Source organism: Curtobacterium sp. TC1 (genome assembly GCF_019844075.1).
Lineage (GTDB): Bacteria > Actinomycetota > Actinomycetes > Actinomycetales > Microbacteriaceae > Curtobacterium.
Genome location: NZ_CP081964.1, coordinates 781611 through 795166, shown reverse-complemented (window position 1 = coordinate 795166; position 13556 = coordinate 781611). Strand labels below are relative to the sequence as shown.

Genomic DNA, 13556 nt, shown 5'->3' with positions numbered 1-13556 from the left:
GGCCCGGGCTGTGCGCCGGCCGGACGTCTCCGGGCGCGCGATGCCAGGATGGACGCATGAACGACCGCGCCGGCACCCCCGCGACCGCAGACGACCTCGTCGACATCGACGCGCTCGTCGCCGCCTACTACGACCGTGTGCCCGATGTCTCCGTCGCCGAGCAGCAGGTCGTGTTCGGGACCTCCGGACACCGCGGCTCCTCGCTCGACTCCGCCTTCAACGACACCCACATCGCCGCGATCACGCAGGCGATCGTCGAGTACCGGCAGTCGCAGGGCACCGACGGCCCGCTCTTCATCGGGCGCGACACCCACGCGCTGTCCGGCCCTGCCGAGCGCACCGCACTCGAGGTCCTCGCCGCCAACGGCGTGCACGTGCTGGCCGACAGCGACAACGGCTACGTGCCGACCCCCGCGTTGAGCCACGCGATCATCCGCTACAACCGCGCTGGCAACCCCGACACCGCGGACGGCATCGTCATCACGCCGAGCCACAACCCGCCCCGCGACGGCGGCTTCAAGTACAACCCGCCGCACGGCGGACCGGCCGACAGCGACGCCACGAGCTGGATCGCGAACCGGGCGAACGCGATCATCGAGGGCGGCAACGCCGAGGTGCAGCGCACCGAGCACGCCACCCCCGACCGCTACGACTTCCTGCACACCTACGTCGCCGACCTCGAGAACATCATCGACATCGCCGCGATCAAGCGCGCCGGGGTGAAGATCGGCGCCGACCCGCTCGGCGGTGCCTCGCTCCCCTACTGGAACCTCATCCGCGACCACTACGGCCTCGACCTGACCGTCGTGAACCCGGACGTCGACCCGACCTGGTCGTTCATGACGCTCGACTGGGACGGCAAGATCCGGATGGACCCGTCGAGCCCGTCGGCGATGGCCTCGGTCCTGGCGCACAAGGACGAGTTCGACGTCCTGACCGGCAACGACGCCGACTCCGACCGGCACGGCATCGTCACGCCCGACGGCGGCCTGATGAACCCGAACCACTACCTCGCCGTCGCGATCGAGTACCTCTACGCACACCGTCCGGCCTGGCGCGACGACGCCGCCATCGGCAAGACCCTGGTGTCGTCGAGCATCATCGACCGCGTCGCGGAGTCGCTCGGCCGCCGCCTGTGGGAGGTCCCGGTCGGCTTCAAGTGGTTCGTGCCCGGCCTGATCGACGGTTCCGTCGCCTTCGGTGGCGAGGAGTCCGCGGGTGCGTCGTTCCTGCGCACCGACGGCACCGCGTGGACGACCGACAAGGACGGCATCATCCTGGCGCTCCTGGCGTCCGAGATCGTCGCCGTCACCGGCAAGACCCCCTCGCAGCTGTACGCCGAACTGACCGAGCGCTTCGGCGACCCGGTCTACCAGCGCGTCGACGCCGCCGCCACGAAGGAGCAGAAGGCCCGCCTGTCGAAGCTCGACGGCGAGGCCATCACGGCGGAGACCCTGGCCGGCGACCCGATCACGGCCAAGCTGTCGAAGGCCCCCGGCAACGACGCTGCCGTCGGCGGCGTCAAGGTCGTGACGGACAAGGCGTGGTTCGCCGCACGGCCGTCCGGCACCGAGGACGTCTACAAGATCTACGCCGAGAGCTTCGTCGGGCAGGAGCACCTGGAGCAGGTGCAGCGCGAGGCCAAGGAGATCGTGGACGCCGCACTCGGCGCCTAGTCGGCCACCCGCACGACCGGCACTGGCGGCGGCCGAGGATCAGTCCTCGGCCGCCGCCAGTGCCAGTTCGCAGAACATCGCGTCCGCCCACGAGAACCACGGGCGCGAGAACCGCGTCGGATCCTCGACGTCGAACGACTCGTGCATGTCGCCGGTCCCGCCGTCGGTCGCCACGAGCACGTCGAGCAGCTCCCGACGGCGCGACGGCGACCCGGACACGAGGCCCTCGACCGCCAGGGCGATCGGCCACACCCGCTGCGGCACCGTGTGCGGGCTGCCGACACCGGCGGCCGCGGTGCCGCTGAACCAGTACGGGTTCGCCGGTGACAGCACGAAGTCCCGCGTCGCCGCCCACACCACGTCGTCGAGCACCGACGGCGCGGACAGGGGCAGCGACAGCAGCGACGGCGTGTTCGCGTCGTCCATGAGCAGCACGCCGTCCAGGCCGTCGACCTCGTAGGCGTAGACGTCCGCACCCGCCGGCCCGGCCACGATGCCGTGCTGCCGGACGCCGTCCAGGATGCTCGCGCGCAGCACGTCGGCGTCGTCCGCCAGCCCCGTGTCGGACCAGACCTCGCGGGCGATCGCGGCGACGGCGAGCAACGCCTCGGCGGCGAACAGGTTCGCGGGCACGTTGAAGCCGTACGTGCAGGCGTCGTCCGACGGGCGGAACCCGCACCACGTCATGCCCGTCACGGCGACCGGGGTACCGCGGCCGTCCCGCGCCAGGGTCTCGGTCGGGATCGCCCCGTCGCGCACGAACCGGTACGCCGAGGCGTCGTGGTCCTGTTCGGCGCGCCACTGCGCCACGATCGTGCGGAACACCCGGTGCGCCCGCTCGTCGAGCACCGTCGTGGAGCCGGTCGCCCGCCACAGCGCGTGCGCGAACGTCACCGGGTAGGCCAGGCTGTCCACCTCGTACTTCTGCTCCCACACCAGCGGGTCGGCGTTCAGGTCGTCCGGGTCGTAGTGCGCGCCGTTCGGCTCGCGGTTGAACGAGTTCGCGTACGGGTCGTGCTCGATCAGCCGGAACTGCCGCCGCACGACCGCCCAGAGCAGGTCCGCGAGCGCCGGGTCGTCCGCCGCGAACCGCAGGTACGGCGTCATCTGCGTCGTCGAGTCGCGGAGCCACATCGCCGGGATGTCCCCCGTGATGACGAAGGCGCCGTCGTCGTCGAGCGAGATCGTGTCCCGCAGCGTCCGGACGAGCGCGCGCTCCACCCGGTCCCCGACCTCGGTGCCGACCGCGGCGCGGACCCGGTCGGCGGCCGCCACCAGCGTCGGCGTGATCTCCTCGAGCTGCGTCCGCGTCACGACACCCATCGCACTGACTCCTGTCCGTCGGTGACGCGGACGGTCCGCGTCGACCCGGGTGGATCGAGCACGTCGTCCGTCCAGCAGTCGAGTTCGAGCGGCCGTGCACCGAGCCGGAGACCAGCGTCCCACGTGCCGAGCGCATCGAGTCCGAGCGTGTACGCGGTGTCGACGGTCCCGCCAGCGGGCACGTCGACCGTCACCAGGGCGAGCAGTCGCCGTCGCCGCGGTCGGACACCGGTCTCCCGCCGCCGCCCCCACAGGGGCACCGACACCCGACGGGGCGCGTCCGACCTGTTGCGCACCGTCACCGGGACGGTCACCGTCCCACCGGCCAGGAGGCGCACGGCAGTCACCGCGTCGCTCCCCTCCGCCAAGCGGACGTCCACCCCGTCGCCCGGCCCGGGTGCACCGGTCACGGTCGAGCGGCTGGTCACGTCGACGTAGCCGCGTGCCGTCTCGAGCCGCTCGTCGTGCGCTACGGGCAGGACGCCGTCGGCGCCGGGCCAGGTCGCGGGGAGCCGCCCCTCGGCCGGGGCGCCGAACAGCACGTCCGCGACGGCACGACCGCCGGACGGCCCCGGGAACGGCACGACCAGCACACCATCGGCCAGCGCGAGCACCTCGGTCAGGACCCGCGGGCGACCGTCGACGACGACCGCGACGACCGGCAGACCGCTCTCGCGGGCGGCGCGGAGCACGTCGAGCTGGGCCTCGGGGACGGCGATCGACGCCAGGTCGACCCCCTCGCCGTTCGTGGTGTCCGGTGCCGGACCACTGACGGCGCCGTTGTCCTCGAAGCCGTCGTCGTACGCGCGACGGCTCGAGCCGCCGAGCACCACCACCGCGATGTCAGCGCCGAGGAGCGCCGTGCGGACCGCGAGGAGCCCGTCGGGGCCCGGCAGGGGCTGTCGGAGCCCGCTGCCCCGGGCGGTGCGGATCCGGGCGGGGCCGAGCCGGGCCTCCAGGGCGGAGCGGACGGTGGACGCACCGGGGTCGTCGGGCGGCCTCGGGGGTGCGTAGTCGCCGAGCAGGGCGTCGACGTCGTCGGCGTTCGGGCCGACCACGGCGACGACGGCGTCGGGTGCGATCGCGGGCAGCGCTCCGCCCAGGGCGACCACGGCGCGGCCGGCGGCACGCTCGGCGAGCGCGGCGGTCGTGCGCTCGAGTGCCTCGGCGCGCGTCGGTGCTGGTGCTGGTGTCGTTGGTGGCGCCGGTGTCGGCGTCGCGAGCAGGCCGACGCGGCGCTTGAGGGCGAGCACGCGGTCGACCGCCTGGTCGAGGTCGTCGGTGCTGATCAAGCCGCGGTCCAGCGCCTCGTCGAGGTGCGTGTACGCCTCGTCCCACAGGCTCAGGTCGACCCCGGCACGCAGGGCGAGCGCAGCCGCCGAGGCCGGGTCGGGGGTGACGTCGCGCAGCCGGTCGACGGCGGTCCCGTCGGCCATGACGAGCCCGTCCCAGCCCCAGGCGTCGCGGATCGTGGTCGTGAGCAGGTCGCGGTTGCCGCAGCACGGCACCCCGTCGACGTCGTTGTAGGCCGCCATGAACCCGGCGACGTGTTCGCGTGCGGCGGCGAGCGCCGGCGGCAGGTGGACCTCGGCGAGTTCGCGACGACCGATCGGAGCGCCGGAGCCGTTGCGACCGCCGATGCCGGCGCCCTGCCCCGCCAGGTGCTTCGCGACGACGGCGACGTGCCGGCCGTCGATGGGGCCGGGGCCGCCACCCTGCATGCCGCGCACGGTGGCGGCGACCATGATCGCGGCGAGCGCGGCGTCCTCCGACCAGCACTCCTCGCTCCGGCCCCACCGGGGGTCGCGCAGGACGTCGAGCCCGGAGACGAGGGCGACGTGGGTGCCGCGGGCCCGGACCTCGGCGGCGACCGCGGCGGCCAGCTCCTCGACGAGCTGCTCGTCCATGGCGGCGCCGAGCGCGAGGTTCACCGGCACCGTCGTGCCGCCGAGGGCCTGCAGCCCGTGCGGGACCTCCTCGACGAAGAGCGTGGGGACACCACCGTCGCTGTGCGCGACGACGTGGTCCTGCACGGCGGCGTAGGCCTCGGCGGAGCGTTCGGGCGGGATGCCGTTGCCCCAGTGCACGCCGGACCAGGGGTCGGCGCGGAGCACGCCGTAGACCGCGCCGATGCCACCCCACCGGTCGACCTCGGCGCGCAGGACGTCGGTGATCCGCGGCCGGCCGTCGACCCAGCGGACGGCCTCCCAGCCCTTCAGACGCTGGTTGAGCTGGCCGATGCGAGCGCGGACGTCGAGGCTGCTCGCGGTCGGCTGGCTCGTCGGGTGCGCGGTCATCCCTTGATCGCTCCGGACACCAGGGCGCGCTGCATCTGGCGCTGCAGGATCGAGTAGACGAGGTACACCGGCAGCAGCGTGAACAGCGTGCCGGCCATGAGCATCCCGTAGTCGGTGCCGGCGTCGACCTTCAGCGTCGGGAGCGCCACCTGGATCGTCCGCTGCGCGGTGTCCGGCCCGATGAGCACCAGGGCGTACAGGTACTCGTTCCAGAACGACAGGAAGTTCAGCAGCAGCACGGTGGCGATGCCCGGGATGCAGATCGGCAGGTACACCTGGCGCATCACCTGCCACGCCGAGGCTCCGTCCATCGACGCGGCCTCCTCCAGCTCGCGCGGGATCGTCCGCATGAACTGGGTCAGGATCACGACGGCCAGGGGCATCGCGGTCGCGGGCAACAGGAGCACGAGGAACGTCCGGGTGTGGAAGAGCCCCATGCCCGCGGCGAGGAGGAACGTCGGGAACAGCGCCGCGAACGACGGGATGAGGAACCCGAGCGAGAACAGCCCCTCGACGATCCGTCCCGCGCGACCGGTGGCCCGGGCGAGGGCGAACGACGCCGGCAGTGCGAGCACGAGCGTGAGCACCAGGGCCGCCACCGTCGTGATCGCCGAGTTCGCGATCGCCGGTCCGAGCGAGGCCTGGCGGATCGCCTCGGTGAAGTTCGACAGGTCCCACGACGCCGGCAGCGCCAGTGGGGACTCGAAGATGCCGTCGTTGTCCTTGAACGACGACACCACGAAGTAGTAGAAGGGCAGGATCAGCAGGGCGGCGTAGATCCACGCCACGGTGCCGCTCGTGATGGAGCCGATCCGGTCTCGCAGCCGGATGCCGGCGGTGGGCTTCGCCATGGTGGTCTCCCGGGGTCTGTCGGTCAGGGACGGTCGGTCAGTGGGTCTTGCGCAGGACGCGGCGGATGACGAACATCCCGGCGAGTCCGAGCACGAACAGGACGACGCCGACCGCCTGGCTGTAGCCGAGGTCGGTGTCGACGAAGGCCTTCTGGTACACGAGGTACGACAGCGTCGTGGTCGCGGTGCCCGGGCCGCCCTGGGTCAGCAGGAGCACGTTCTGCGCCGAGCTGAAGAGCATCGACAGGAACTGCAGCATCGCGACGACCCCGATGAAGTCCCGCGCGATCGGCCAGTACACGCCCCACGCCAGCCGCCACGACCCCGCGCCGTCCATGCGGGCGGCCTGCACGACCTCGGTGTCGACGCCGTCGAGCCGGCTCGCGATGAGCACCGCCGAGTACCCGATGCCGGCCCACAGGTCGACGACGATGAGCGCTCCGAGGGCCGTCGCCGGGTCGGCCAGCCAGGCCTTGCCGCCGATGCCGAGCGTGGCGAGCACCCCGTTGACCAGGCCGTCGGGGTTCAGCATCGCGTAGAACATCATCGCCGTGGCCGGTGCCGAGATGAGCGCCGGGATGAAGAGCAGGTAGCGCAGCACCTTGTGGCCGCGGGGCTTCTGCACGACGTGGAAGGCGAGCAGGAACGCCAACACGATCATGATCGGCAGGCCGACGACGATCTGGACCGTGCTGTTCCGGACCGCGGCCCAGAAGGTCTCGTCGGAGAACAGCACCCGGAAGTTGTCGAGCCCCGCGAAGGTCGGCGAGACGAGCATGCCGGGCCAGCTCAGGAACGCGATCGCGATCATGGCCACGACCGGGCCGATCATGAACAGGCCGTACCAGACGAGCGCCGGGATCGCGAAGGTCGGGAAGCTGCCGCGACCGGTGCCGACCGCGCGGGATCCGCGGCGGACGGGCCCGGGCGGGTTCGACGCCGACCGGACGGGTGGTTCCTCGACGAGCACTGCCATGGGGAGCTCCTTCTCGCAGGGTCGGGTGGGTCAGGCGGCCGTGTAGGCGCGCTCGAAGAGGTCGATGATGCGCTCGGCCGAGGTGCCCGAGCCGTAGGCCAGGCTGGTCGCGCGGATCATCGGCTCGTACGCCGAGTCGGGCACGAGCAGGTCGGGCAGCATCACCGGGGTGACCTGGTCGTCGGTGAGCTTCGACGCCTGGGCGACGAGCGGGAAGTCGCGGCTGACGGTGTCGGTGATCCGGCTCATGTCCCGGCCGGAGTCGAGGATGAACTCGCTCGTCACCGCCGACGAGTACAGGTACTGCACGAACGGCTTGACGAGGTCGAGCTTCGCCCGGCCGTTCTCGCTGATCCAGATGCCGTGGCCGTTGTAGCTCTTGATGACGCTCGGGTGCGCGATGGCGGCGTCCTCCGACGGCACCGGCCACCCACCGACGGTGACCTCCTCCGCGCGCTCCTTCGACACCAGCGCGAGGGCGGAGGACATCGCGGGGACGATGGCGGCCTTGCGGGTGGTGAACTGCGTCAGTTCGGAGTCCGAGGTGAAGCCCTGCACCGAGTCGACGAAGACCCCGGCATCGCGGAGCTCGACGAAGTGCTCGACGCCGCGGACGGCACCGGCGCTCTCCGAGATCCTGCCCGTGGAGAAGACCTCCGCCGCTTCGTCCTGCGACACGAACCCCTGGATGACCTGCATGAGGAGCTTCTGGCCGCTCCAGTCCGACCCGCCGACGGCGACCGGCCCGATGCCGGCGGAGCGCAGGCGGTCGGCGGCGGCGATGAGTGCGTCCGAGGTCGTCGGGATCTCGCTCACGCCGGCTTCCTCGAGCAGCGCCGTGTTGTACGACACCGGCCAGTTCGTCCGCGTGAACGGGAAGGCCCGGAGTCGACCCTGGTCGTCGGTCCACTCCTCGAGCGCCTCGGGGATGATCTTGTCGCGCAGGTCCCACTCGTCGAGGTACCGGGAGACGTCGATCGTGGCGTCCTCGCCCGTCCAGGACAGCGTGCGCCCGACCATGTTCACGATCGCGACGTCCGCTTCCTTGCCGGCGAGCGAACTCGTCTCGAAGACGATCGGCAGGTCCGACCCGTTCGAGAGCAGGGCCACCTTGCGGTCCGTGCGACGACGGTAGGCGGCGACGACGTCCGTGAACGTCTGCGCGCCGGCGACCGCGCCGCTGAGCTGGGTGTGCACGCTCAGCGTGCCCGGGCCGCTCGAGGCCGGGGTGAGCGCGCTGCACCCGGCCAGGATCGGCGCGAGGATGCCGGCGCCGAGCCCGGCTCCGATGAGGGTGCGCCTACTGATGCCGTCCGTCACGGTGCCTCCCTGGCAGTGGATGGTGGAGCGGTCGCGATGCGTTTTGGTACAGCGGTGTACTTCAGGTGACGAGCAACGTATACCGCTTTACACGAGGTGGTCAAGCCTCTACGCTCGACGGCATGAGCGACACCACCGCCGGAGCCGTCGACCGCCGCCGCGTGACCATCGCGCAGGTCGCCAAGCGCGCCGGCGTCTCGACCTCGGCGGTCTCGCACGTGTTCAACGGCCGGCCGAACGTCTCCGCCGCCACCGCGGCCCGCATCCGCAAGGCCGCCGACGACCTGAACTGGCGGCCGAACCTGGCGAGCCGCAAGCTCTCCGGCAACGCGGGGCACAGCCTCGGGCTGGTCCTCGCCCGCTCGCGCGACACCTTCCAGCGCGACCCGTTCACGATGCGGCTGATCGCCGGCCTGACCGAGCCCCTCGCCGCGATCGGGTGGTCACTGTCCGTCACGCTCGTGCAGGCCGACGACGAAGCCGCCGTCTACCGCCAGTGGTGGACCGAGCAGCGGGTCGACGGCTTCCTGCTCGTCGACGTCCGCACCGACGACCCCCGCATCCCGATGCTGCAGCACCTGGCGGCGCCGGCCGTCATGCTCGGCGCGCCGATCCCCGGCAGCACCGTCCCGGCGGTCACGGTGGGCGACGCCGACGCGACCGAGTCCCTGCTCGACCACCTCGGTTCGCTCGGGCACCGCCGGATCGCCCGCGTCGGGGACGGCCCGGCGCTCGCCCACACCGGCGCCCGCGACGCCCGCTTCACCGCCGCGGCCGCACGTCGGGGCGTGGACGCGCTCGTGCTCGGGTGGCGCGCCGACGCCGAGGACCCGGTGGCCGACCTGCTCGCCCGCCTCGACCGCGCCACCGCGATCGTCCTGGACGGCGAGGCGATCGCGGCAGAGGTGATCGCGCACGCCCCCGAGCTCGGCGTCCGCGTGCCCGAGGACCTGTCCGTCGTCGCGTGGGAGGACTCGTGGGTCTCGTCGATCGTGCGTCCGTCGCTGACCGCCCTCGACGCCCCCGTCGAGGAGTCCGCCCGCACCGCGGTGGCCCTGGTCGAACGCCTCGTCCGTGGCGACGAGGTCGACGATGCCGAGGTCGGCGGGCGCGCCCTGCACGTCCGCGGCTCGACCGGCCCCGCGCCCACCACCGCCGCCACCGCTCCCTGACCGAAGGAGACCGATGACCACCGCCACGCGCTTCGGCGTGAACTACGTGCCCTCGACCGACTGGATGTTCCAGTGGCAGTCGGTCGAGGAATCCGCGATCCGCCGTGACCTCGAGGCGATCGCCACCCTCGGCCTCGACCACGTCCGGCTGTTCCCGCTGTGGCCGACGCTGCAGCCGAACCGCACGCTCATCCGACGACGGGCCCTCGACGACGTGGCACTGGTGGTCGACATCGCCGCCGAGTTCGGGCTGGACGCCAGCGTCGACGTCGTCCAGGGGCACATGTCCGGGTTCGACTTCATCCCGGCGTGGCTCGTGAACTGGCACGACGGCAACATGTTCACCGACCAGCCGGCGATCGACGCGCAGGCCGCCCTGGTCGCCGCCGTGTACGACGCCGTGCGCGACCGCCCGAACTTCACCGGCCTGACCCTGGGCAACGAGCTCAACCAGTTCCAGCCGCCGAACCCCGCCGCGATGCCGGCCGACACCGCGCAGGTGACGCACTGGCTCGAGTCCCTGCTCGGAGCGCCCCGCGACAAGGACCCGCGGCACGTCGTCACGCACTCCGAGAACGACCACCTCTGGTACCGCGACGGCCACCCGTTCGTGCCGGCGCACGCCAGCCGACTCGGTGACGTCACGACGGTGCACTCCTGGATCTTCAACGGCGTGGCCGGTCGGTACGGCGCACTCTCCGATGAGTCCGTGCGGCACGCCGAGTGGATGATCGAGCTGGCCCGCGCCTTCGCCACCGACCTCGACCGACCGGTCTGGCTGCAGGAGGTCGGGGCCCCCGACCGGCACCTCGCCGAGTCCGAGATGCCGGAGTTCCTCGCGCGCACCGTCGCCGCGGCCCTGACCACCGAGCGCCTGCACGCGGTCACGTGGTGGTGCTCGCACGACGTCTCCCGCGACCTCGGCGACTTCAAGGACCTGGAGTACTCGCTCGGCCTGCTCGACGTCGACAACCGCGTCAAGCCACTCGGTCGTCGCTACGCCGAGGTCGTCGCCGATGCCCGGCGCTCCGCTCCGGCCCCGACCCCACGGACGAGTGCCGTCGTGGTCGACGTCGACGAGGCCGACCTGCCGCTCCGTCGGACGGACCTGGCACCGGGCGGCCCCGTCTTCGAGCGCTGGCACCGCCTGCGCGCCGCCGGCGAGGCCGTGACCGTCGTGACGAGCCGCACAGCAACCGAGCCCGCAGCGCTGGCGGCACGGGGTGTGACCCGGGTCGTGGAGACCGCAGCGGTCTGACGGGGCCGAGCCGGGCCTCCCGGCCCTGACCGCGTTCGGCACCGAGCCCGCGATCCGGGCGTACCGTGACTGCCGATCCACACAGGAAGCCGCTCCTGAGCGACCGACCACTTGCGGCAGATGTAACTTTGCAGGCAGCGCAAAAATCGTTTCGCCAGCGCATCGGTACCGGGAGACCCTGCTCATGACCCAGACGGCGACCGCCCCCGCGGCCCCCACCACGGCGTCCAACGTCGTGATGAACCACCGACAGATCCTGTTGGTGATCTACGGCCTGATGGCCGGCATGTTCCTCGGAGCCCTCGACCAGACGATCGTCGGCACCGCGATCCGCACCATCGGAGACGACCTGCACGGCCTCGACCAGCAGGCCTGGGTCACCACCGGGTACCTGATCGCCTCGACCGTGACGACGCCGATCTACGGCAAGCTCTCCGACATCTTCGGTCGGCGGCCGCTGTTCATCACGGCGATCGGCATCTTCATCCTCGGCTCGTTCGCGGCGTCGTTCTCGACCTCGATGCTCATGCTCGCCGGGTTCCGCGCGCTGCAGGGGCTCGGCGCCGGTGGTCTGATGTCCCTGCCGCTGGCGATCATGGGCGACATGCTCGCGCCCCGCGAGCGGGCGAAGTACCAGGGCTACTTCCTGGCCGTCTTCGGCATCTCGTCGGTGATCGGCCCGCTCGTCGGCGGTGTCTTCGCCGGCGCGAGCGAGCTGCTGTTCATCTCCGGTTGGCGCTGGGTGTTCCTGATCAACGTGCCGATCGGCGTCATCGCGCTGTTCATGGTGCTGACGTTCCTGCACCTGCCCAAGTTCGGCGACCGCGGCAAGCCCCGCATCGACTGGTGGGGCGCCACGCTCGTCATCGTCACCCTCGTACCGCTGCTGCTCATCGCCGAGCAGGGCCGCGAGTGGGGCTGGAGCTCCCCCGGCGCCTTCGCCTGCTACGGCATCGGTGCTGCCGGGCTGATCGCGTTCATCATCGTCGAACGGGCGATGGGCAGTGACGCGATCCTCCCGATGAAGCTGTTCGGTTCGCGGGTGTTCTCGATGTCCGCGATCCTGTCCGTACTCGTCGGCTTCGGGATGTTCGGCGCGATGCTGACGATCCCGCTGTACCTGCAGATCGTGAAGGGCGTCACCCCGACCGAGTCCGGGTTCGCGATGCTCCCGATGGTGCTCGGCCTGATGATCTCGTCGATCGCCTCGGGGCAGATCATCTCGCGGACCGGCAACTACCAGGTCTTCCCGATCACCGGCACCGCCTTCACCGCGCTCGGCTTCACGGTGCTGACCTTCCTGACCGCCGACCGTCCCCTCTGGTTCCTGATGCTCGGCATGTTCGGCATCGGCCTCGGGCTCGGGCAGCTCATGCAGACGCTGACCCTGGCGGCGCAGAACTCGGTGTCCCCGCGGGACATCGGCGTCGCGACCAGCGCCGCGACGTTCTTCCGGCAGATCGGCGGCACCATGGGCACCGCCGTGCTGCTGTCGGTCCTGTTCACCCTGATGCCGACGAACATCACCGCGGCGATGCAGAACGAGACCGACCTGAAGAGCGCGTTGAACGCCGCGCTCACGCCGTCGGTGGCGAACGCGTCCGAGAACAAGGGCGTGATGGACCAGATATGGACGAAGATCGTCGATCCCGTGCAGAAGAACGTGCAGGACGGCCTGAACAAGGGCGCCGTGCAGGCGAAGGAAGCCGCCGATGCCGCCGTCACGAAGCAGGTCACGGCCGCCGTGCAGCAGCAGGTCGCCGCGGGCGAGCTCCCCGCCGCCGCAGCCGACACCGTCATCGCCCAGCAGGTCGACGACGCCAAGCCGGCCGCCGAGCAGCAGGCCCTCGAGACGGCTGCGGCCAAGGCGAACGCGACCGTCGTCGACCGCACGCTGCAGGTGGACTACTCGGACGAGGCACAACGCGAGAACGTCGTCGACGAGGTCGCGCCGACGCTCATCAAGCAGCTCAAGAGCGGTGACTCGAGTGCGAGCTCGTCCGGTTCCGCAGCGACGAGCGACACCTCGTTCCTGAACGGCGCGGACAAGCGGCTCACCCGTCCGTTCCTGGTCGGGTTCAGCGACTCGGCCGTCCGCGTGTACTACGTCGGGCTCGCGGTGATCCTGCTCGCGTTCGTGCTGACCTGGTTCTTCCGGGTGCCGCCGCTGCGCAAGACGTCGGCGCTGCAGGAGCAGGCGGACGCCGCGCGGACCGCTGACGCCGACGCTGCGGCAGCCGGTGCTGGTGCCGGTGCCGGTGCCGGCGACGGATCGGGTTCGGCCGCGGTCGCCTCGTCGGACTCGGTCCCGACCTCGCCCGACGTACCCGCCCAGCCCCGGTCGGCTCGCGCTGCCGGTTCGTCCGACGTGTCGGTGCTGCCGAACGACGTGCTGCCCGACGACGTGCTGCCGAACGACGCCGCCACGGAGGACACCCGTGCTCCGCTGCCCGACGCCACGACGCACGGCGCACACTCGGCGGCAGCGCCGGTCGACGAGCCCCCGACGACGACCGGTGCGATCCGGACCAGGGCCGCCCATGCGGCAGCGGACCCGGACGCTGACGCGGAACACCAGCACGGGCGGCACTCGGCCGAGTAGGCGCGGGCGGGCTGGCCTGTCCGCACGCCGGTGCTCGTGATGCGCGCCTGTTCCGACGTTCCACGCGTCGAACGACTCGTG

At 71.7% G+C, this 13556-nt stretch carries 9 protein-coding genes; 4 read left to right on the top strand and 5 right to left on the bottom strand.

Annotated features, from left to right (window positions below; translation table 11 throughout):
* Nucleotides 1-56 precede the first annotated feature (56 nt).
* Complete coding sequence (gene pgm, locus KZI27_RS04930) at nucleotides 57-1676, top strand: phosphoglucomutase (alpha-D-glucose-1,6-bisphosphate-dependent) (RefSeq protein WP_222659588.1); 1620 nt, start codon at nucleotides 57-59, stop codon at nucleotides 1674-1676.
* A gap of 39 nt (nucleotides 1677-1715) precedes the next feature.
* On the opposite strand, the gene KZI27_RS04925 is transcribed toward pgm, so the two are convergent.
* Genes KZI27_RS04925 through KZI27_RS04905 form a run of 5 tightly spaced genes read right to left on the bottom strand, consistent with a single transcriptional unit; the run spans nucleotide 1716 to nucleotide 8443 of the window.
* Entirely contained in the window at nucleotides 1716-2999 is a 1284-nt protein-coding gene (locus KZI27_RS04925; protein WP_222659586.1) for a glycoside hydrolase family 125 protein, read from the bottom strand.
* Nucleotides 2987-5296 (bottom strand): glycoside hydrolase family 3 protein, encoded by a 2310-nt coding sequence (locus KZI27_RS04920; protein WP_222659584.1) that lies wholly within the window; start codon nucleotides 5294-5296, stop codon nucleotides 2987-2989. Before KZI27_RS04920 ends, KZI27_RS04925 begins: the two co-directional genes overlap by 13 nt.
* Nucleotides 5293-6147 carry a carbohydrate ABC transporter permease gene (locus KZI27_RS04915; protein ID WP_123293697.1) on the bottom strand — a complete coding sequence of 285 codons (855 nt, stop codon included), beginning with the start codon at nucleotides 6145-6147 and terminating at the stop codon, nucleotides 5293-5295. The genes KZI27_RS04920 and KZI27_RS04915 overlap by 4 nt, the downstream gene beginning before the upstream one ends.
* Nucleotides 6148-6184: 37 nt before the next feature.
* On the bottom strand, nucleotides 6185-7123 hold the full coding sequence (locus KZI27_RS04910; protein WP_222659582.1) for a carbohydrate ABC transporter permease: 939 nt from the start codon (nucleotides 7121-7123) through the stop codon (nucleotides 6185-6187).
* Between the two features lie 30 nt (nucleotides 7124-7153).
* Nucleotides 7154-8443 carry an ABC transporter substrate-binding protein gene (locus tag KZI27_RS04905; RefSeq protein ID WP_261784097.1) on the bottom strand — a complete coding sequence of 430 codons (1290 nt, stop codon included), beginning with the start codon at nucleotides 8441-8443 and terminating at the stop codon, nucleotides 7154-7156.
* A gap of 122 nt (nucleotides 8444-8565) precedes the next feature.
* On the opposite strand from KZI27_RS04905, the gene KZI27_RS04900 reads away from it, so the two are divergent.
* From KZI27_RS04900 to KZI27_RS04890, 3 genes are all read left to right on the top strand, one after another.
* Complete coding sequence (locus tag KZI27_RS04900) at nucleotides 8566-9615, top strand: LacI family DNA-binding transcriptional regulator (RefSeq protein ID WP_222659580.1); 1050 nt, start codon at nucleotides 8566-8568, stop codon at nucleotides 9613-9615.
* 13 nt (nucleotides 9616-9628) lie between these two features.
* Complete coding sequence (locus tag KZI27_RS04895; RefSeq protein ID WP_222659578.1) at nucleotides 9629-10873, top strand: glycoside hydrolase 5 family protein; 1245 nt, start codon at nucleotides 9629-9631, stop codon at nucleotides 10871-10873.
* Between the two features lie 184 nt (nucleotides 10874-11057).
* Nucleotides 11058-13475: an MDR family MFS transporter gene (locus tag KZI27_RS04890; protein ID WP_222659576.1), complete on the top strand. Its 2418-nt coding sequence runs from the start codon at nucleotides 11058-11060 to the stop codon at nucleotides 13473-13475.
* The last annotated feature ends 81 nt before the right edge of the window (nucleotides 13476-13556 follow it).